Here is a 20453-nt window from a genome sequence, read left to right as displayed (position 1 = left end):
TGTGTAGATATAACTTAATGACCTAATTCGGAGTCGAAAATGATTAAATTAATTAGCTTTAAAAACTGCCCATTTGTTCAACGTGTTATGGGCTCCCTTGTTACTAAAAATGTACCGTTCGAAATTGAATACATAGAATTGAGCAATAAGCCACAATGGTTCCTAGATATCTCTCCGAACGGACAGGTTCCTGTATTAGTCACTGAAAATGAAACAGTTCTGTTTGAGTCAGATGCAATCGTTGAATACCTAGATGACAAATACGCACCAATTGAAGATGTTACTGAGGAGCAAAAAGCACTGGACCGTGCATGGTCGTATCAGGCTAGCAAGCATTATATGGCTCAATGCGGCACCATGAGCAGTAAAGATAAAGACACCTTTTACACACGTTTAGCTAATCTGCAAAAATCATTTTCTAAGGCGGAGAGTCAACTAGGTGACAATGAATTCTTTAAAGGAGACTACATTTCAAACGTTGATATCGCTTGGCTACCACTATTGCACCGAGCTTCAGTTATTAAAGATCGTTCGGGGTTCGATATGCTAGCAGGCTTTCCGAAAGTACAGAAATGGCAAACGGCAATTATTGATTCTGGTTTAGCTGAGAAAACAATACCTCAAGACTTTATTGAAAAATTCAGTGGTTTCTATCTAACCAATACCTACTTAGCTAACTTAGCTGAAGCACGTTAACCATTAGACTTGGATTACCTACTATGCCCACTTTATATCAAAGGCGTGGGCATAATTATCTAATTACCTAATTACCTAATTACCTAATTACCTATATACCTATATTCCTATGTCGCTTAAGTGGTTCAAAAACTTCTCTCATCAGAGCCTAGAAAGGCATGGCCCTTCTCAATATTGGCCCTAAAAACAGTGCGTTGTAGCGTGATTCCACCTTTTATATTGTCGATATCGTGCTGAACCTCTCTATATGCATCTTTGTGTTTATAGTTTTGCGTTTTCTAACCTACACTTGATATTACGGAGTGGCCAATTTAGCTAGGGATTACAAGGTGATATCAAAGAATAACAATATTTACCTTTATGGAGCTGTGGTGGGACTATTGTTTGCCCCTGTCACGACAGCAGACCTTAATGAAAACAACGACCCTGGTCAGCCACATTCAGAACTTAGATATTATAGTGATTGGCCTGAACTAAAGAGTCGTATTGTCAAAGAGCAATACATTGAAGATCGAGTTGCGGATTTAGTGCAACGGATGACACTTGGTGAAAAAGTCGGCCAGATGATCATGCCAGAGTATCGTCAAGTGACACCACAAGAAGCGAAGCAATACAAAATCGGTTCTGTGTTAAATGGCGGTGGTGGTTGGCCTAATGAAAACAAAACCGCTACCGCTCGTGATTGGGCACTTCAATCCGACCAATATTGGTTAGCGCTAGACGAAGCGTATGCAGGGCGTGGGTTCCGGATCCCTTTCATGTGGGCAACGGATGCGGTCCACGGACACAACAATGTATTTGGCGCGACACTCTTCCCCCATAATATCGGCCTTGGCGCAGCGAATAACCCTGAACTTATCCAAAGAATTGGTGAAGTCACCGCCACAGAAGTCGCCGCAACCGGAATCGACCTAACGTTTGCGCCCACTGTTGCTGTTCCTCGAGATTACCGTTGGGGACGAGTCTATGAGGGCTACTCCGAATCTCCGGAAATTACTTCTGAGTATGCCGAGGCAATTGTTGCTGGTTTGCAAGGCGATCAAAAACAACTCCGTTCAGAATCCAAAGTCATCGCAACGGTAAAGCACTGGCTTGGTGATGGCGGGACAGAAAAAGGGGTGGATCGAGGTGTAAATCGCTCAAGTGAAGAAAACTTACGTAACATTCATGCGATGGGATACTTTTCGGCGATAGAAGCGGGTGCTCAAGTTGTGATGACTTCATTCAATTCTTGGAGTGAGCCGACGCTGGGCTCGCAAAATCAAAGTGGTAAACCTACAGACATCGAAAGCCAAGCCCTGTTAATCTCAAACGGATCCAATCAGAACCAAGCAAAATCGCACAAAGGTAAGCTTCATGGTAGTCGTTATCTGGTCACTGAAGTACTGAAAGATAAAATGGGTTTTGACGGCATTGTAGTTACCGATTGGAATGGCCACGGAGAAGTAAAAGGGTGTACTAATTCTGATTGTCCTCAAGCGGTTAATGCCGGGAATGACCTCTTCATGGTCACGGATAATCGTGATTGGAAAGGCTTCTATCGTAATGTGATAAAGCAAGTTCGTTCGGGTGTCATACCTATGTCGCGAATTGACGATGCGGTGACGCGTATTTTGCGAGTAAAGATGCGCGCTGGGTTGTGGGAGAAACCCCGTCCTTCATATCGTTTATATGCAGCAGACCAAACCTTGATAGGTGCTAAGTCGCACAGGGAGGTTGCACGCCAAGCGGTGAGAGAGTCTTTAGTCTTGCTGAAAAATGATAATAATGTGTTGCCCTTAAACTCAAGTAATCAAAGCTATTTGGTGGTGGGTAGCGCAGCAAATGATTTACAAAAGCAGACCGGAGGTTGGACGCTGACATGGCAAGGGAACGAAAACAAGCGTAGCGATTTTCCTCATGGTATGACTGTGTTAGAAGCCATCACTCATCAAGTGGGTGAAAAAAGGGTGTTTACAGAGGTAAGTGAAGCTCCAATGGATGCGGTCGCGATTGTGGTTATTGGTGAAGACCCGTACGCAGAGATGTTTGGCGATATTAAATCACATCAAACGCTTGCTTACTCAGAGCTTAAAGCCAGTTACACGGAAGATTTGGAGTTACTGACCGACCTTAAAAACCTAGGTTATGAGGTGGTGACGGTTTTCTTTTCAGGCCGCCCACTTTACGTCAACCCTGAGCTCAACCAGTCGGATGCCTTTGTTGCTGCTTGGTTGCCTGGCACTGAAGGCCAAGGCATCACGGATGTATTGTTCAATCTTAATGGAGCAGACTTCAGTGGCAAGCTCTCTTACTCATGGCCGTCGACCAAGTGTATGACGAACTTCAATCTAACTGCATCTCACATTCCCAATTATCAGACTCCTGTTACCGAAAGTCCCGAAAGTGAGGCTGCTCCTTTGTTTGGTTATGGGTTTGGGTTGAACTACCAAAGCTCAACAGAACAAATGGATGCAGGGGAGTTTCCCTTAGATGATAGAGAGCGCGGATGTGGTGTCGCAAAACAGAAAGCGACACCCGAACACAACTTAGAAATCTATAGCCGACTAGCGACCGACAAATTTGTACCCAAAATCAGCGGTCAGGTGACGAGTTGGAAAGGCACCTTTGTCTCTCGCTCCAAGGCGTTAGAAATTGGCAGTGCAACAACGACGCCAATAAATTATAAGCACCAACAAGATGCATTGGCCGTGTCATTTGGTGAACAGCTTCCAATGCAGTTCTACCTGCAAACCCCCGATAAAAAAGGTGTCGACCTTCGTCATTACTTAGCGGCAGACGCAACACTTCAATTTGATATATCAGTCCGAGGTTCAGTGCCTGAGTCTCTAAGGTTGGCATCGCATTGTGTTTACCCGTGTGGCGCGATGGCATCGATTAAGGAGCCTTTACAAAAGGCGTTGATCAACTCCGAGGAACAATGGACTCGAATTAAAGTTCCCCTTAAATGTTTAGCGAAAAGTGGGGTGGATTTTTCAAATATGAATACGCCATTCTTACTCTATTCAGATGACCCATTTGAGTTTGATATTGGTGAGATACGCTTCGTTCCACGGAAATTAGATGAAGCGAAAGATAGCCTGAAGTGTGGCATATTTAAGCGGATACAATAAATCCGATTCGTTACAGTCTAACCATAACCGCTCTTACTTTGAGCGGTTTTTGTTGTTGGAACATTGATAGCAATCTACATAAGCGAAATCCATAGATAGTCACAGGCGTACTATTTAGTACGCTTGTGATAATACGATGAAATTAGTTGGTTTTCACAAGCTTATAAAAGGGAAATATCGCTAACCCATTTTGTAGTTGGTAGTTGGTAGTTGGTAGTTGTTAGCTATTTTGGTAAATTGACGATATTACCGACTTCCAGTGAGCAGCAATGAAAATTCTTCACACGTCCGATTGGCACCTTGGCCAAAACTTCTACAATAAAAGCCGTAAGAATGAGCACGAACGGTTCTTACAATGGTTACTTGAGCAAGTTACTGAGCACAACATCGACGCGATAATTGTTGCTGGCGATATTTTCGATACCAGTACACCACCAAGTTATGCTCGTGAGATGTATAACAAGTTTGTTGTCGACTCGAATAAGATCGGCTGCCAATTGGTGTTATTGGGTGGCAATCATGATTCAGTGTCTGTGCTTAAAGAAACTCAGCAATTACTGAAGTACATGGGCGCAGATGTGATTCCCAATACCAATGAAGAATACGCGACTCAGGTTGTCGAGCTTAAAGGCAAAAGTGGTGATGTAGAAGCGCTGGTGTGCGCTATTCCGTTTATTCGCCCTCGCGATGTGTTGACTAGCCAAGCCGGTGTTACTGGTGTTGAGCGTCAAAAGCAATTAGGTGACGCTATTAAACAGCACTATCAAAGTGTCTATGATGCCGCTGTCGTAAAGCGAGCGACGTTTGAAAATAACGACAATATGCCAATCATCGCAACGGGTCACTTAACCGCAATGGGCGTTAAGCAGTCTGATTCTGTACGTGATATCTATGTCGGTAACCTAGACGGTTTTGCCGCTGATGGTTTCCCTAATGCTGACTATATTGCCCTTGGTCATATCCACCGCCCACAAGTGGTAGCAAAACGTGAATACATTCGCTATTGCGGTTCTCCAATTCCGTTAAGTTTTGATGAGCTTAAATCTCAGAAGCAAGTGTGTGTGGTTGAGTTTGTTGAAGGCGAGCGTACCATTTCTCAACTCGCGGTCCCAACATTCCAACCCCTTGCTGAAATCAAAGGTGACTTGAGTGAAATCGAATCTCAGTTGAACCAGTATATTGGTGTGGAAGAAGGGCAAAGCGTGTGGCTGTCGATAGAAGTACAAGCACAGGATTACTTATCTGATCTACAAGAGCGCATGCGTGCGTTAACTGAAGGCTTGAATGTCGAAGTACTTCAATTGAGAAGGGCGAGAGAGCGACGCAACCAAGGGTTAGAGCAAGAGTCTGCAGAAACCTTATCTGAGTTAACTCCGATGGATGTGTTTGAGAAACGTATCGCCTTAGAAGAGTTTGAAACTGATTCTGAAAAAGCACGCTTAGAGCGAATGACGGTGAAGTTCAAGCAAGTGATGGAAGAAGTGTCTTATGGTGCTGATAACCAAGAAGAAATAGAAGCACGAAAAGGGACGGGTGAGTAACAAGTATGAAGATTTTAAGCCTAGAATTTGAAAACCTGAACTCTTTGAAAGGTCGTTGGAAGCTCGACTTTACTCAGTCACCGTTCGCAGAAAATGGCCTGTTTGCGATAACGGGCCCAACGGGGGCGGGTAAGACAACAATTCTTGATGCGATCTGTTTGGCACTGTTCCATCGTACACCGCGTTTAAAAAGTATCGCCAAAGGTACGAACGAGCTAATGACGCGCGGTACCGGTGAGTGTTTCGCTGAGATTGAATTTGAAGTGAAAGGTAAAACTTACCGCTCTAATTTTCATCATAAAAGAGCACGCGGAAAACATGATGGTGCGCTTCAGACACCAACCTGTGAATTTGCAGATGCCGATAGTGATGCTGTATTAGAAACGCAGCTCACTAAGAAAATTAAGATGGTTGAGACAGTGACCGGTTTGGACTTCTCGCGATTTACTAAATCTATAATGTTGTCGCAAGGTGAGTTTGCCGCTTTTTTAAATGCCAACGCTAACGACCGTGCCGAGTTATTGGAAGAGCTTACGGGTACCGAAGTTTATAGTCTGATTTCAGAGCGTATTTACGACCACTTCAAGTCGAGTGAAGAATCACTCAACCACCTTAAAGCTAAGGCCGAGGGCGTTAGCTTACTTTCTGAAGAGCAGATTCAAGACCTGACCAAAGAACATGACCATCTAGAATCTGAACAGAAACGTTTGGCTGAACAACTTACTGAGTGGAACGCGCATTTAGGCTGGTGGAAAGACGTCAGCAAAGCCGAACAGGTTATTACGGTAAGTAATGATGACCTAAAAACTGCTCAAGAAAGCCTCGTTGAAAATCAGCCATCGTTAGATCGTTTGGCTAATAGCGAGCCTGCTGAAAAACTACGTCCGCTTCATAAAGATTTAAAGCGTTGCGACCAAGAAGTTGTGACGACTCAAGCGAACCTTGAAAGCAGCACCAAGCGATTAGCTGAGCGAGATGTAGAAAAAAACGCGGCACAACAGAGTGTCAATAACCACATCAAGTCGGTTGAGGTCGCTAAACAAGAACAGCAAGATCAAGACAAGATCATTGAACAGGTGCGCCCGTTAGATAACCAAATTGCGATGTTGAAAGACAAACAAGTAGTGGCTTCTAAAACGGTAAATACGCTTAATCAACAGCAGGTTGAGACAAATCAGCTGCAAGTCTCTTTGAATCAAGCTGTTGAATCCATTATGCAGCAAGAAAAGATCGCTGCACAATATTTAGCGGCTAACCAAGCTGATAGCCTTCTTGAAAAGTATTTGGGTCAATGGCAAATCAAGGTGACTCAGGTTCGAGATCTTGAGCGCCAACACACGGAACTTTTAAATAGTGTTCAAGCTTCACAGCGCACGTTGGCCACTCAGCAAGCGTCGTTACAGGCAGCTAAAGACTCTAAATTGGCTCAAGACAAAGCACTCACAGAGCTAGTCTCAGCAGAGAACCAAGCCAAACAGCGATGGGACGCTTTGCAGCAACAAGCCAATGAACATACCCTTAACGCACAAAAAGAGGTGCTAGAGCACTGGAGCCGCAATACCAATACTCTGGTGGATATTAGTCGAGGCTTTGTTCAGGCGACGCAGCGTATAACGTTCAAATCTGTCGAATTGCAGACCAATACTCAACTTAGTGAAAAGCTCACAAAAGAGCGTGAAGTGCTGGTGGAGCGTTATCAGAACAATAAGACATCGTTAGAGCGTTTAACTCGCCTAATTGATCAGGAAGGTGAATTAGCGAAGTATCGCGCGGCGTTGAAGCCGGATTCAGAATGCCCACTGTGCGGTTCAACCGAGCATACTATTGAGCAATCCCAGGATATCGCTGATCTTGTTGCACAAAAAGAGCGAGAAGAGCAAGAGTTAGCCGTTATTCAGAAAGACGGCACAGAGCATCGTCAACAATTGGATTCATTGGTGCCTATCATCAATGGCCTCAACGATGAAATTCAGCGTGCTCAAGCCGATATCGAACAAGCCAAAGTGAATTGGGCAAACCTTGTTGCCAAGCTAGAGCAAAGCAATGCAACTTTGGCGACTCAGAATTGCCTACTCAATATCAATCTACCAAATGTAGAAGGGTTAGGTAATAGTGACGTTATGCAGTCGTTTGTTGATGCTTGTGAGCAGCAACTTAACAACACAATAATACTCCTGCGCGATATGGCTGATGCAAAAAATGCCTACCTTGATGCAGAGAAACAGCGCGCAGCAACCGCGATGATTGTTGAGAAGGCTCTATCTAATCTTGAACTCGCAGACCAACGACTCGCAGATCTTTCCACACAAACAAACGCATTGATTGATCAGGCCGCTAAATGCGCGCAAGCGAAAGAATCTGAATGGCAAGGGCTTAGAGAAAGCATTATTCAAACCTCGATTGAAGCGCCGGTGTTAGCACATATTGATGCTTGGTTTGCTCAAAAGCTTGAAGCTTCTAATACGTGGCTTACTACAAAACAGCAGCATGATGGGTTAGATAAGCAGTTGATTAGCCAGCATGCTGAGCTGAAAGCATTTGATGACAAGTTAGAAGCCTTAGCGAAAGACATCACGGTGGCGAATCAAGAGGTTGAGTTGCTGTCGAAAGAGTTGACGGCTGTTACCGAATCTAGAGCGCAGCTGTTTGGTACACAAGATATTCAAATAACAACCAACACCATGAAACAAAAAGTGATGGATGCAGTCAGCGCACACGATGCTGCTCAAGCGGTATTTAACCGTTGTGAACTCGACCACCGAACAGAACAGACGAAACACATCAGTTACAGTGACGAGTTAGTGGCGAAACAGACAGCTCTGACTAAAGTAATGTCGCTTTGGGCGCAAGCATTAACGACAAGCCCATTTGCTACAGAAGGTGAGTTTGAGTCGGCACTGTTGGATGAAACAGTGACAGTGCAACTGCAAAGTCTTAAGAAAACGCTAGAAGAGGCGATGGTTAGTGCACAAGCTCGTTTGAATTCAGCCAACGCGAATCTAGTCGAACTTAAAGGTCATGACAAAGCAGAAGTTTGGCGACAACTCCCACAACAAGAAGTGGAACAAGCCGTGACTGACTGTTCCAATGCGCAGCAAAGCCATGCTACGCAAATTGGTGCGATTTCTGCGAACTTGGAAACGGATCGCCAGAACCGCAGCAATCAGCAAGACTTGTTCAAACAGATCGCAGTACAACAACTTGAGTTTGATGACATCTCACGTCTTAATTCGTTGATTGGCTCCAGAAATGGCGACAAGTTCCGTAAGTTTGCTCAAGGGTTAACGTTAGAAAACTTGGTGTATCTGGCAAATAAGCAATTACAACGCTTGCATGGGCGCTATGAGTTAAAGCGTAAAGCCGATGACGGGTTAGAGCTGCAAGTGTTGGATACGTGGCAGGGCGATGTGATGCGCGACACCAAAACCTTGTCAGGTGGTGAAAGCTTCCTGGTGAGTTTGGCGTTGGCACTCGCGTTATCTGATCTTGTGAGTCACAAAACCAGTATTGATTCACTGTTCTTGGATGAAGGTTTCGGCACGCTAGACAGCGATACATTGGACATCGCACTTAACGCACTCGATAACCTGAATGCGTCAGGCAAGATGATTGGTGTTATCAGCCACGTTGAAGCACTTAAAGAGCGTGTGCCAGTGCAGCTTAAAGTGACAAAACATTCAGGCCTTGGCGTGAGTGAGATGGAAAAGCAGTACAAAGTCGTTGCTTAACTGGATTAAGCGGACTTAGTCGAATTTAAGCAGAGTAAGTTCAGATAAAGCTGAATCCGTTTGGATAAAGCAGATCCCCGACTCAGTCGTTCCTCCTTCTCGAGGATGACTGAGTTGTGGACTGTTATCTATCACGCCGCTGCCACTCCCTAAAGTCAGGAACGATTAGAATAACCGTCGTCATTCCCTAAAGTGAGGAACGAACGTAATAGGGAATCTCTACTAAACGCAGGAAGTGGACTCATCGACAAGGAAGCGACCATGCACAAGATATCACACTTGCTCACAAGAACATGTTCTGTTTGCCTCAAACCTTTCTCATGGCGTAAAAATGACAACGGTGTTGGGAAGAGGTGATTATTGCTCTGAACGCTGTCGTCGCCATAAGACAAAACCCACATAATCTCCCTTCATTTAAGAATCTATTGAGAATAACCACTCATTTAACGAGTTAATATTTTATCTGTCAGGTAACTCATGTATAAAGACGACATGAAGATACCTAAAAGAATACAGCCTTTAGTTGACGATGGTTTAGTCGACGAGGTGAAAAGCCAACTAATGAGTGGCAAAGAAGCGTCAGTGTACATAGTACGCTGTGGTGATACGATCCGTTGTGCCAAGGTGTACAAGGAAATAAGCCAACGTAGCTTTAAAAAAGCAACGGCATATCGAGAAGGTCGAAAGGTCCGCAATAGCCGCCGCGCTAGAGCTATGGAAAAGGGCTCTGGTTTCGGTCGCGAGCAACAAGAAAAAGTATGGCAAAGCGCTGAAGTAGATGCCTTGTATAAGCTGGCAGAAGCAGGCGTTCGTGTGCCTGTCCCTTATGGCTGCTTTGATGGCGTACTGTTGATGGAGTTGGTGACTGATGACGAAGGTTATGTCGCTCCGAGATTGAATGATGTGGTGATGCCGCGTGAACAAGCGATTGAAGATCATGCGGTGATGATGACTTATGTCGTTAAAATGCTTTGCGTTGGTTTAATTCATGGCGACTTGTCTGAGTTCAACGTATTGGTTGATGAATACGGCCCTGTGATTATCGATTTGCCGCAAGCGGTCGATGCTTCTGCGAATAACAATGCTGAGTGGATGCTGACTCGTGATGTTAATAATATCCGTGACTATTACGCGCAGTTTGCCCCTGAACTGGCGACCACTGAGTATGCTAAAGAAATGTGGGCACTGTTTGAGAAAGGTGATTTGAAGCCGGACAGCAAACTAACGGGTGAGTTTACAGAAAGTGACGCCTTGGCGGATATTGATGCCATCATGCAAGAAATTGACGCAGCCCGCGCTGAAGAGCAAAGCCGACGTGAGCGCGTTAAGGAAGAAAAAGAAGGTGTCGACGAGAGTAAGTTCAACTGGGCTGAATAGCGGTAATAGTAATAGAAAATGTAATGATCAGTTTTTATCCTTAGTTGAATCCTCAGAGAGTCCTTTGTTGAAACGACATCTTTAGTTTCAACCAACAGCTTCGCGCAAACTAATAAACCCAACAGAGTTACAGCTTTGTTGGGTTTTATTTTATCTTATTTATTATAAAGTTAACGGTTCAGTATCATAGAAGTACTGTCCGCTTTGTTCTTGTTTGTCAGTTCATCAACGAGTTGTGGTGCTTTGTGTAGTAACACATTATCGTCAACTATTAAGTTGTTGTTGAAACCACAAAGACTAATTTGTTTATTGATTACATCGTTATTTGTAAATTATTAAACGCTTACGAAGTTGATAAGCTAACAAGGTAAATGATTTCAGTAAGTGGGTGATTGTCGAATTGGGGTAAATAAGAGGATTGAAGAGGGGATGTAAGCCAACCAATAATACCGATAGAGGTTGGCTAATGAAGTTTGGCCTTACAAGCCAAAACAGCTATTTTTTAAGAGCGACAGTCTTTAGGAGCTCTAGTCCATGGAAGCAGTTAGTCTTTAGAAGCAGCTAGTCCATAGGAACGACGAGTATGTCGACAGAAGAAGAGTCTATCAATTGCTTCGAGTGCGAGATGATCTTATGCCAAAAATCATGATGATGACCACAAAGCATCAGGTCAATGTTGTGCGCTTTCACGGTGTCTTTGAGCTTGTCATTCAAATCACCCGTACCCACAAAGATATGCTGAATCGGCTGTTTAGCGTAAGCCTCAAATTCTCTTAAGTGTTTTATAGCACTTTCATTGACTGGTAGGTCATTATTACTTTGTTGAATATCAACGAGTTCTGGGTAAATTTCTCCGTGAGTACCGTCGATATAAACAAATGAAAGTTCCGTTTCTAGTTTGTTCGCGAAGAAGGTTGCTCTGTCGATGAGTATTTTCGAGTCATCAGACATTTCAAGTGCGACCAGAATATGTCGGTATTCCATAATTAAAGCCTCTTGTTATTAGTGATGTTACAAGCATAGTTTCTCTCTAAGTAAATGATATCGAAGAGGTCTCATATTGCGTAAAATCATCATTCAAAGATCTTCTAAGTACTATCGTATTTATATCGCTTTGATTGATAAGAAATTTACAAAAGGTTGTTATAGTGACTTTAGATCGAGCTTTAGGTTTTTTGCTATTAGATAAGCTCGACAGTTCAACGCGCCATTAACGAAGAGGCATCAATGACAGCATTACTTACCATTCCCACTCGCACATTAGGCTTTGACTACGATATTGAGATCAGTGATTGGTCGCAAAAGCTCGTGGGCTTTCATGTGTTTGAAGATGGTAGACGCCCACTTGATGGTGGTATTGGTTTAAGCCTCAATCTTGTTGAACAGTTTGATGTAAATGGTCGTTGGTTAGATTCGTTGCCTGCTCGTTATCGTGAAATCACCGATGATTTTCCAGAGTATCAATATCAAATGCTTTGGTTAGCTGCGAACACTTATGAGGCGGCTCAACTGCTTGAATTAAGACCCGTTATTTTGGCGTTAATCTGCATGAAACACAGTGTCGATAACAAGAAAGCATTGGAACTGAGTCGTTTAGGGCAAAAGAAAATCTTAGCTAAACTCGGCTTAGATGGCAGTAAAGCGACGCTCAAGTTTATCGACAAGTTAGAGCTGCATTACAACGTCGGTGATGAGCTTGACCACATTGTTCGAATTCTGGAACCGCTGCAAAGGCGTGTACTGAAATTTAAACATTATTCTAAAGTGGGTTACACGGCGCTGCGTTTGGATCAGGTTCACCCGTTTCTAACTGGAAGTCGATTAGGCATTGCGATGGTTGAAGAGGGCAGGCTCAATGCGCCTTCAAAAATGGCCATGTTCCAAGATGCGATACTATTGGGTCAAGATTTGGAGATGGACGATCCATTGCGCGCTATCACAAGTCAAAATTCCTTTGCTATGTTTGAACAACTGCATGATAGATGGACAGAACAGCGCCAACTGAGAAGGTTAGAGGGAAGTCGCCCTGTTGACATGGACATCCCTTATCCAGTTCCTTTACTCGGTAATGACAACATTCACCCGCTATCTGATTACTACGACCTTGAACAAGAGGGCGTGGAACAAAAACATTGTATTGGCGTCTATCACAATCGAATCATGAGCGACCGCTATGTGGTATTTCGTATGTTCAAGCCTCAGCGCTTAACCATTGGTCTGCGCCGCGTTCCAAGCAAAGCCTTTCCGTTTGAGATTGACCAGATTTGTGGGAAACGAAATGCACCGCCATCTGAGTCTGCTCGCCAAGTCATTCACGATTGGCTAGAACTGAGTAAGCAAAAGTATCCTAAACAATAGCCGTTGCAGTAGAAGGAATAACAAGATGTATCAACAAGGCGACTTATGCCCTCATTGTGGTTTGATTATTGTCATGCCAACAGATTTGCAAGCGGAGTGCTTGGGTTGTGGCGAAGAGATCAATCAAGATGTGGATGAAGAACATTATGAGGAAGAGGAATAACCACCTCCTTATCACAAGAAAGCAAAATCGAGATTCCTGAACTTAATAGACGTTATAATCTATATCCAACATATCCAACATATCCCAACACAGCACGAGTATTTGAAAAGGAATTTTAAATGCAGAGAGTCGTATTCAGACAATGTGAACAACACTCACCATACTGGCAGCAACTCGAACGACTTTTCCAAAGCGAATGGTCGGATTTCGAATTTGAGGCTTCATATCCTGACGAAGCCAATCTAGATAACTCCCGGTTACCACCTGTAATTGTTGTGCTGCGAGATAATGTGGTCATCGGTGGGTTAGCGTATTCCCATTTTCAAGAACCTCATCAAGTAAGAGATGTGGTTTGGGTCAATGCTGTTTATGTGGATTCCCAGTGGCGTGGTCAAGGTATTGCGAGTGAATTGATCAAGCGTGCAGTCGCGCAAATGCCAGATTACTATCGATCTCAACCTCAATCTCAATCCTCGAAATATTCAACGCCTAACTTGTACGCCTACACCAATATTGCGCCTTTGTATCTTTCTCTCGGTTGGTCAATTGTCGAAATTAAAACCGACCCAGAACATTACGTGATGAGCATTTCGTTTTAGATTCAAACAAAATCGTCGCTATGTATCTGCCGAGTAGTAACACACCGTCAGATACGCGTTCTGTTGTGCTAAGTAGTCGTATTGGCAAATTACGCTTCTCGAATCATCATGACTCTCTGAATCCGAAATTTGCGAAGTGATATCTTTGGACAGTGCGAACTGAACTGTGCCTTTGTCAATCTCGATCAATGTTGCCGAGTTAAAATCTAGTCCTCTTCTAACAAAGCGAGCCAATGCTTTGTAAATAGCCTCCTTAGCTGAAAACAACAATGTCACAGCTTCTGTTCGAGTTAATCCATACCTCACCACCAAATCGACCTCTTGGACGGTTGCGACCATGTTCTCGATATCATCACAAATTTCACTGGAGATTAGGTGTTGGATATCAATCCCAATATTCTCTCTGTTCACATTAGAAGAACGTAAAACGGCAACAGTGGCTAAATCGTTACTATGGGAAATAGAACCAATGACATCACTTGGTAGCCGTGGACTTCGGTCGACATTCTGTTCAAGGGGCTGATGTGAAAAGCCCCAATTTTGTAATTCCCTCGCGACTAAATAACGCCCCGCAAAATACTCCGCCTTTCTTTTGTCGACCGATTGAGTGATCGCGATAGGGCAATACACGTTTATTATATCAAACAGATTGTCGTCAAAGCTCTGTTGATCAAACTGCGCGACATGGATTTCAATCCCCTTAGCTTTGCAGCTCAATTCTTTTTGAAAGCTGTACTCGTCAATCATAAATGGGTGATCTGTTGGTAATGCACGAAAGGTGTTGTTCATCATTAGGTTAACCATTTTGCAACAAGGTGAATAATAAATAATAGGCATCCATTATTCATAGTAAGGACTCTAAACCTCTAAAAAATAGGGAAAAGGTCGTATGGCAGATAGTTTAATCTAAATGAAAATCGTTTGCATTTGATTTTTTGCAAGTGTATAAAAGTGTGTCTGTTAATGATTTTATGAATATGTTCGTATTTCATTAATTTTTTAGTGAATGATGTGTTTTAAGGTTGAAGGTATGCTCGAAGCAAAGGGACTCGGTTTTAGCGTAGGGGATAAACAATTGCTCAAGACACTCAATGTGTCGTTTGAGCAAGGAAAAATCTACGCTTTGGTTGGGCATAACGGCTCGGGGAAATCGACCTTATTAAAGTTGTTAGCGAAGCAGCAGCGCGTGACTTCAGGCGATATTTTCCTGAAAGATAAAGCGGTCGCTAAATGGTCTGATAAGGACTTCGCACAGCAAATTGCTTACTTGCCTCAACATTTACCTGCAACCGACAGTTTATCCGGAAAAGACCTCGTGAGCTTTGGTCGCTACCCTTGGCATGGCTTATTGGGTCGACTTTCAAGTAAAGATAAGCAGTATGTTGAAGAGGCGATGCAACTTACCGACACAGCGCAATACGCTGATCGTTTGGTTGATACTTTATCGGGTGGTGAACGCCAACGTGTGTGGCTTGCGATGCTGTTGGCTCAACGCACGAAATACCTTTTGCTGGATGAGCCTTTAGCCGCGCTCGATATAGGCCATCAGATTGAAATGCTGACATTGATTAAGCGATTGAGTGAAACATTGGAAATTGGGGTGATCATTGTTATTCACGACATCAACATGGCTGCGCGTTTTTGTGACCACATTATTGCCCTTCATAGCGGTGAGCTATTAGTCGAAGGCGAGGTTGATGAGGTATTCAAAGAGTCGATATTGAAAGATATCTATGGTGTGCCTATGCACATTACTCAACACTCTGCAGGTTACCCAGTCGCGATGCCTGGTGATTTGGAGTCAGCATGATGTTCAAACAGTCTTTTCAATCAATATTACATCGCTCGCACGTTACTCGTACTCTTATCTCAAGTGTTGTCATCTCGAGTTTGCTGGCATTTTCTCCACTTTCGTTAGCCAAGCAAGATACGCCTGAGATGAATGATGACGATCGACCTCGATTGGTTTCGATTGATTGGACTCACACTGAAACGCTTTTGGCGTTGGGCGTTACCCCTGTCGCAGTCGCGCAAATACCCGATTACAACTCGTGGGTAAAGTCTCCTCAAATCCCCCCAACTGTTGCTGATGTTGGCTTGCGAACGCAGCCAAACCTTGAACGTATTCATGAGCTTAAACCAGACAAGATTTTACTCTCTCCAATGTTTTCAACGCTGGAGACTCAACTAAGCAAAATTGCCCCTGTCACGACCATTGGTTTGTACCGAAGTGGAGATGTTGATTGGTCGGCGTTAGAAACGGTTACTCGAAAGCTAGCAGAGGTCTCTGAAAAAGAATCTCAAGCTGAAGTTTTGATTCAGAAAGCGAATACTGAAATGGATCGTTTAGGCTCTCAGCTACCAAACGATGCTCCTGCTATGTTAATGGTGCAATTCATGGACACAAACCACGTTCGTGTATTTGGAGACAACAGTCTCTATAAAGCCTCGATCAACAAGATTGGCCTTGAATCAGCGTGGAAAGGGCAAACCAATGCCTGGGGATACAGCTTGGTTGGTATTGATCAATTGATCGGTGTCGATGGGCAAATCGTGATTATTTCTCCGATGCCTGCGGGCACCGAAGAGAGCCTTAAAGCAAATCAGTTTTGGCAATACATAGTGAAAGAGTCAGACTATTCCGCATTACAAGTTCCAGCTGTTTGGAGTTTTGGAGCCATTCCTTCAGCAACACGCTTTGCAAGGTTCATTGTTTCTGAGTTGAACCAAGGAGACGTGTTATGAGAGCTCTCTCGTTTGGTGTTTTAACACTGTTAATGCTTTCTACATTGGCTCTAATTGGCCAACACTTATCTGTATCTCAGTTCGGACTGAGTCGACTTTCTAGTTTGTGGAGCGCTGATTTCACTTCTCCAGATTCAGTGAAACTGCATTTGGCTTGGTGGCCGAGGTTATTCACTACATTGTTATCTGGCGCAGCGTTGGCAGTGGCGGGTGTCTTGATGCAACAGGTGCTCAGAAACCCTTTGGCTTCACCGTCTACGTTAGGTGTCGCGAGCGGTTCGAGCTTTGCACTTATGTTAGCGACGCTTTATGCCCCTTGGCTTTTAGAGTGGTCTTATTCGCTGGTGGCGCTTGTTGGTGGCGTAACTACGATTGGTTTGGTGTTTGCGTTGTCATGGCGACGTGCTTTGTCTCCAACCGTAGTGATCGTATCAGGCTTGGTCGTGAACCTCTATTTTGGCGCTGTGAGTACTGTCTTGTTAATGATGAACCAAGACAAACTGAATGGCTTAATGATTTGGGGCGCAGGTTCATTAGTCCAAACCGGATGGGAAGATGTTCAGTACCTAGCTCCACGCTTAGCTATTGCGACTCTCATGGCGTTTCTGTTCGTAAAACCACTGAGTTTGCTCCAGTTATCAGAGCAGAGCGCCAAAAGCCTGGGTGTTTCGTTACCTAAATTAAGAATTGCTTGTCTCGGACTAGCAGTCTTGTTGACGGCCTGGGTCGTGAGTGCAGTGGGTGTTATCGGTTTCGTTGGTTTAGCTGCCCCTGCGTTAGCACGCTTGATGGGGGTACATCGTCTAGTTCCTAAACTATTGGTATCAATGGTGTTGGGTGGCTTGTTATTGAGTCTTACTGATCTACTTATTCAACAGCTGCCGGGCATCATGTCAATGTTTATCCCGACAGGTGCGGCAACCGCAGCGTTGGGCGCGCCACTGTTGTTGTGGTTACTGCCTAAGTTATCAATGAAAAGCCAATCTCAAACACAAACCGTGCTCACGCGTCATAAGGAAGTGGCTTCACGATTAAACAAACATTCAGTTGTTCTCGCTAGCTTGTTTATTGTTCTGTCACTCGTCGTATTCAGCTTATTTTCGGTACAAACAGAAGGTTGGCGTTGGTTATTTCAAACTCAAGACTGGGCAATGCTCGAATGGCGTTTACCTAGGTTAGCCGCTGCGGCATTGGCTGGTGGAATGTTGGCGGTAGCGGGCACGATCGTACAGCGTTTGAGTGGTAACCCAATGGCTAGCCCGGAAGTTATTGGTATCAGCTCTGGTACCGCATTAGGTTTGATCATCGCAATTTTTGCGGGGCTTGGCAGCAGCGTTGTTGGGCTCTATATCGGTGGTTTTATTGGTGCAGCATGTACTTTAGGCATCATTGTACTACTCAATCAAAAGTCAGGCTTTCAACCAGAAAGGGTGTTACTAACGGGCGTTGCGATTACGGCCTTGATGAATGCGGTCCAGAGTTTTGTATTGGCGGGTGGAGACCCAAGAAGTTACCAAGTTTTGGCTTGGTTGGCAGGTTCAACGTATTACGTCACTGAGGTAACTCTCGTTCCGTTACTTATATCTTCGATTGTATTTATCTCGTTAGGTTTTCTCTGTGCGCGATGGTTGGATGTTTTGCCTTTAGGGCAGGCGAGTGCGCAATCTCTAGGCATTAATGTACCAAGATCTCGAATTCTATTGTTGCTCTTGGTGGCATGTTTAACTGTGAGCGCAACATTGGTGGTGGGCCCGTTAAGCTTTATTGGTTTGATGGCGCCGCACATGGCGAGACTATTTGGTTATAGCCGTGCGAAAGAACATCTGATCTGTTCTTCGTTAATTGGTATGGCACTGATGTTGTTCTCGGATTGGCTTGGTAGACAGTGGCTTTACCCACAAGAGATCCCGGCAGGCTTGGTGGCTTCGATTATCGGTGGTATGTACTTGATGTGGGGCTTAAGAAGGCTATAGCTTAGTCACTTGTCGTTACTTAAAGCGACTACTGAACGCTTGTTAACAGGTGTCTGTTGAAAAAACTGGTTGAGCTTCTAGATCCAGCACTAAACAACAAGATTATCGAGTTCGGTTTATATGGGATTATCTTTCTTTTTATTGATAGTAATAATCACAATAATAATTAATTAAAATGGTGTGTATGAAATGGGTTTGATCCTATTGCTGGCTGAAAAACAGAAAAAATCACTTTCCTTCGTGATCTTGTTGAGTATTGCGAGTGCGTTCTTGAGCGTGGGCGTGATCGCGTTTATTCAGCACAAATTACTTGAAAGCAATGGGCCACTTTCCAATACCTTGGTTCAGTTTACCTTGTTACTGATTGGCTTGTTGGTGACAGCAACTGTTGCTCAGGTAGCACTTCATAAACTGGGCCACAAGTTCGTTTATTACAAACGCTGTGAATTGGTTTCTCAACTATTGAACACCGATATTGAACAGGTCGAGAAAGTAGGAAGTGCAGGGGTGCTTGCCTCGCTCAACACTGACATTCGCAACATTACTATTGCATTCGTACATTTACCTGAGTTGATCTACGGCTTGGTACTAACGGTTGTGGCGTTAGTCTACTTGGCCTTTCTATCTATGCCTCTGTTTGGGGTTAGCGTTTTAATGCTCTCTTTAACCGGTGTCATTGGCTATCTGCTTGTTACGCGCATCACTAAACACGTTAAACAGGTTCGTGAGTACGACGACAAGTTGTATCACGATTACCAATCCTTAATTGATGGCCGTAAGGAACTGTCTTTAAACCCATTTAGGGCCAAGCGTTACTTTGATGAGACGTTTTCAGTCAATGCTGAAGGTTACAGGAATGAAGTGACACAAGCCGATATCCTAAATGGTTTTGCTGCCAACATGGCGAACACCGTGGTATTGGCTCTGATTGGTTTGAACTTCTACCTTGCGACAGGCTTAGGCTGGGCAACGTTGGAAGTCGCCTCTACATTCGCATTGGTCGTGTTGTTTATGAGAACCCCGCTGATGTCTGCAGTCGGTTCAATTCCAACCTTGATTACTGCCAACATTTCAATGAAGAAGTTGTCGTCGTTAGAGTTGAGTACCGATCGAAGCCTGAATCCGAAATCGGCAAAAACCAAAGTATTCAATTCACTAGAACTCGTGGGGGCTAGCTATCGCTATCGCTCAGATTCTGATGGTGACTCGTTTGGCGTCGGTCCGATTAATTTCAAGATCGAACGTGGGGAACACATCTTCATTATTGGTGGTAATGGCAGTGGTAAATCGACCTTTGCGCGTTTGCTGACTGGACTCTACCGACCGCATTCTGGCCAAGTTTATGTCGATGGCAATGAGGTGACTCAAGCGCATTGGCAAGACTATCGCCATCAGTTTTCGGCAGTATTCAGTGATTTCCACCTATTCCATCAAATCGTCGATGGCGAAGGTCAAGACATCGAAAGCAAAGATATTGACGAATGGATGGTTCGTCTTGAAATGGCACACAAGGTTGATCACCAGCAAGGTAAGTTAAGTGACGTTCGCTACTCACAAGGTCAACGAAAACGACTGGCGCTGATGATGTCAGTACTCGAAAAACGCGGCTGTATTCTGCTTGATGAATGGGCCGCTGATCAGGACCCACGTTTCAGAAAACTGTTTTACCGTCAGTTATTGCCACTGCTTAAACAACGGGGCGTGACTGTAATCGCGATTACTCATGATGACGCTTATTTTGATGCCGCTGACCGTATTTTCAAAATGGATACCGGCAATCTTATTGAGTTGAGTAAAGGGAATTTAGCTCAAGCACACCAAGCACTAGAGAGTGTTGTGGCTTGAGTTTTTAAGAGCCAAGTTAGGCTCAAAAACACAATAAAACAAAGTTAGTTGAGGAAAGAATGAGTATTGATAGCCCAAATACAGAATTTACCGTTGTGATAAACGCACAAGAACAATACAGCATATGGCCAACGTATCACTTAGTGCCAAATGGTTGGACTGAGGTTGGTGTAAAAGGCAACAAAGAGCATTGTCTTGAGCATATCCGTGAAGTTTGGACCGATATGCGTCCGAAAAGTTTACGCGACGCGATAGCCGCCCTAGAACACTAAACCCATTTAACTTTTAGCCAATACCTGTACTTTTCGCCTGTCG

Annotated in this window: 15 protein-coding genes and 1 pseudogene; 14 read left to right on the top strand and 2 right to left on the bottom strand. The window is 44.1% G+C overall.

What is annotated here, in order from left to right:
- Positions 1-39: 39 nt before the first annotated feature.
- From IHV80_RS08670 to IHV80_RS08650, 6 genes and pseudogenes are all read left to right on the top strand, one after another.
- Positions 40-696 (top strand): glutathione S-transferase family protein, encoded by a 657-nt coding sequence (locus IHV80_RS08670; RefSeq protein ID WP_192888738.1) that lies wholly within the window; start codon positions 40-42, stop codon positions 694-696.
- Positions 697-1076: 380 nt separating this feature from the next.
- Positions 1077-3809 carry a glycoside hydrolase family 3 protein gene (locus IHV80_RS08665; protein ID WP_192890741.1) on the top strand — a complete coding sequence of 911 codons (2733 nt, stop codon included), beginning with the start codon at positions 1077-1079 and terminating at the stop codon, positions 3807-3809.
- 269 nt (positions 3810-4078) lie between these two features.
- Positions 4079-5350, top strand: coding sequence for an exonuclease subunit SbcD (sbcD, locus tag IHV80_RS08660; RefSeq protein WP_192888737.1), 1272 nt, complete (start codon positions 4079-4081; stop codon positions 5348-5350).
- Positions 5351-5355: 5 nt separating this feature from the next.
- Complete coding sequence (locus tag IHV80_RS08655; protein ID WP_192888736.1) at positions 5356-9078, top strand: SbcC/MukB-like Walker B domain-containing protein; 3723 nt, start codon at positions 5356-5358, stop codon at positions 9076-9078.
- A gap of 261 nt (positions 9079-9339) precedes the next feature.
- Positions 9340-9481: pseudogene (locus IHV80_RS25180) on the top strand (DUF2256 domain-containing protein).
- Between the two features lie 89 nt (positions 9482-9570).
- A complete protein-coding gene (locus tag IHV80_RS08650) occupies positions 9571-10455 on the top strand; it encodes a PA4780 family RIO1-like protein kinase (protein WP_318842404.1) in 885 nt (294 codons plus the stop codon).
- A 561-nt stretch (positions 10456-11016) separates the two neighbouring features.
- On the opposite strand, the gene IHV80_RS08645 is transcribed toward IHV80_RS08650, so the two are convergent.
- The gene (locus IHV80_RS08645) at positions 11017-11439 is read right to left on the bottom strand and encodes a universal stress protein (protein WP_192888734.1); all 423 of its coding nucleotides are present in this window, start codon (positions 11437-11439) and stop codon (positions 11017-11019) included.
- A 243-nt stretch (positions 11440-11682) separates the two neighbouring features.
- Here IHV80_RS08645 and IHV80_RS08640 point away from each other — a divergent pair, with 243 nt between their 5' ends.
- From IHV80_RS08640 to IHV80_RS08630, 3 genes are all read left to right on the top strand, one after another.
- Positions 11683-12813: a PcfJ domain-containing protein gene (locus IHV80_RS08640; RefSeq protein WP_192888733.1), complete on the top strand. Its 1131-nt coding sequence runs from the start codon at positions 11683-11685 to the stop codon at positions 12811-12813.
- Between the two features lie 25 nt (positions 12814-12838).
- Positions 12839-12976: a hypothetical protein gene (locus tag IHV80_RS08635; protein ID WP_192888732.1), complete on the top strand. Its 138-nt coding sequence runs from the start codon at positions 12839-12841 to the stop codon at positions 12974-12976.
- A 119-nt stretch (positions 12977-13095) separates the two neighbouring features.
- Positions 13096-13575: a GNAT family N-acetyltransferase gene (locus tag IHV80_RS08630; protein WP_192888731.1), complete on the top strand. Its 480-nt coding sequence runs from the start codon at positions 13096-13098 to the stop codon at positions 13573-13575.
- Positions 13576-13593: 18 nt separating this feature from the next.
- On the opposite strand, the gene IHV80_RS08625 is transcribed toward IHV80_RS08630, so the two are convergent.
- On the bottom strand, positions 13594-14367 hold the full coding sequence (locus IHV80_RS08625) for a 4'-phosphopantetheinyl transferase family protein (protein WP_226088479.1): 774 nt from the start codon (positions 14365-14367) through the stop codon (positions 13594-13596).
- 238 nt (positions 14368-14605) lie between these two features.
- On the opposite strand from IHV80_RS08625, the gene IHV80_RS08620 reads away from it, so the two are divergent.
- From IHV80_RS08620 to IHV80_RS08600, 5 genes are all read left to right on the top strand, one after another.
- Positions 14606-15385: an ABC transporter ATP-binding protein gene (locus IHV80_RS08620; protein WP_192888730.1), complete on the top strand. Its 780-nt coding sequence runs from the start codon at positions 14606-14608 to the stop codon at positions 15383-15385.
- A complete protein-coding gene (locus IHV80_RS08615; RefSeq protein ID WP_192888729.1) occupies positions 15382-16320 on the top strand; it encodes an ABC transporter substrate-binding protein in 939 nt (312 codons plus the stop codon). The genes IHV80_RS08620 and IHV80_RS08615 overlap by 4 nt, the downstream gene beginning before the upstream one ends.
- Complete coding sequence (gene fhuB / locus IHV80_RS08610) at positions 16317-18293, top strand: Fe(3+)-hydroxamate ABC transporter permease FhuB (RefSeq protein WP_192888728.1); 1977 nt, start codon at positions 16317-16319, stop codon at positions 18291-18293. Before IHV80_RS08615 ends, fhuB begins: the two co-directional genes overlap by 4 nt.
- Before the next feature lie 189 nt (positions 18294-18482).
- The gene (locus tag IHV80_RS08605; RefSeq protein WP_192888727.1) at positions 18483-20138 is read left to right on the top strand and encodes a multidrug ABC transporter permease/ATP-binding protein; all 1656 of its coding nucleotides are present in this window, start codon (positions 18483-18485) and stop codon (positions 20136-20138) included.
- A gap of 59 nt (positions 20139-20197) precedes the next feature.
- On the top strand, positions 20198-20410 hold the full coding sequence (locus tag IHV80_RS08600; RefSeq protein ID WP_192888726.1) for an MbtH family protein: 213 nt from the start codon (positions 20198-20200) through the stop codon (positions 20408-20410).
- The last annotated feature ends 43 nt before the right edge of the window (positions 20411-20453 follow it).

This window comes from Vibrio bathopelagicus, assembly GCF_014879975.1.
GTDB classification, from domain to species: Bacteria; Pseudomonadota; Gammaproteobacteria; order Enterobacterales; family Vibrionaceae; genus Vibrio; species Vibrio bathopelagicus.
Note: the sequence above shows the minus strand (reverse complement) of the source record. Positions and strands in the feature narration are given on the sequence as shown.